General features: G+C 66.4%; 1 protein-coding gene and 1 pseudogene. Both read left to right on the forward strand.

Annotated features, from left to right (window positions below; all coding sequences use genetic code 11):
• Window positions 1-932 (forward strand): CpaF family protein (locus tag AB4Y84_RS22315; protein WP_442251014.1); only part of this gene is annotated, 932 nt, incomplete at its 5' end.
• A gap of 2 nt (window positions 933-934) precedes the next feature.
• Window positions 935-1058: pseudogene (locus AB4Y84_RS22320) on the forward strand (type II secretion system F family protein); the annotation flags it as partial.

Here is a 1058-nt window from a genome sequence, read left to right on the forward strand (position 1 = left end):
CCGATGACACCCACCTGCTGCGCATCCTGCGCCGCATCATCGCCCCGCTCGGCCGCCGCCTGGATGATTCCAATCCGATGGTCGATGCACGCCTGCCCAATGGTGGCCGCCTCAACGCGATCATCTCGCCATTGGCGGTGGACGGGCCGATGGTGTCCATCCGCAAGTTCCGCAAGGATCCGTTCACCCCCGACGAGCTGCTGGCCAAGGGCACCTTCGATGCGCCGATGCAGGCGCTGCTGAAGGCGATGGTGCTGGGCCGCTGCAACATCCTGGTGTCAGGTGGCACCAGCTCGGGCAAGACCTCGCTGCTCAATGCGCTGGCCAGCTATGTGCCGGCCAACGAACGCGTCATCACCGTGGAAGACACCGCCGAGCTCTCGCTCAACCACCCGCATGTGGTGCGCCTGGAGAGCCGCATCGGTGGCGCCGAAGGCCAGGGCGCGGTCAGCATCCGCGACCTGGTGCGCAACAGCCTGCGCATGCGCCCGGACCGCATCGTGGTCGGCGAGGTGCGTGGCGCCGAGGTGCTGGAGATGCTGCAGGCGATGAACACCGGCCATGACGGATCGATGGCCACCATCCACGCCAATTCGCCGCGCGACTGCCTGTACCGCATCGAGATGCTGGCCGGCTTCGCCGGTTTCCAGGGCAGCGAAGACAGCCTGCGCCGGCAGATCGCCAGTGCCATCGACTTCATCGTGCAGATCTCGCGCCTGGGCAGYGGCCGCCGGGTGCTGGTGTCCATCACTGAAATCACCGGCGTCAGCGACAACCTGATCACCACCCAGGAGATGTTCCGCCACGAAGTGCAGATCGATGGCAGCGGCAAGGAAATCGACCGTTGGATCGGCCTCGGGTTCCAGCCACATTCGCACAAGCTGGAGCCGTTCCGGCAGTTGCTGCGCGAATCCCTGTACGGAGACTTCTGAGCATGGGTACCGGCCTGCTGCTGGGTGTGCTGAGCATCGTGTCGGTGCTGCTGGCGCTGGCGGTGTGGCTGTGGGGGACGGCCAGCAGCCGCGAGCAGCGCCAGGCCTCGCTGCAGCATGCCGAGC

It is taken from the genome of Stenotrophomonas sp. 2YAF22, from assembly GCF_052114665.1.
GTDB classification, from domain to species: domain Bacteria; phylum Pseudomonadota; class Gammaproteobacteria; order Xanthomonadales; family Xanthomonadaceae; genus Stenotrophomonas; species Stenotrophomonas indicatrix.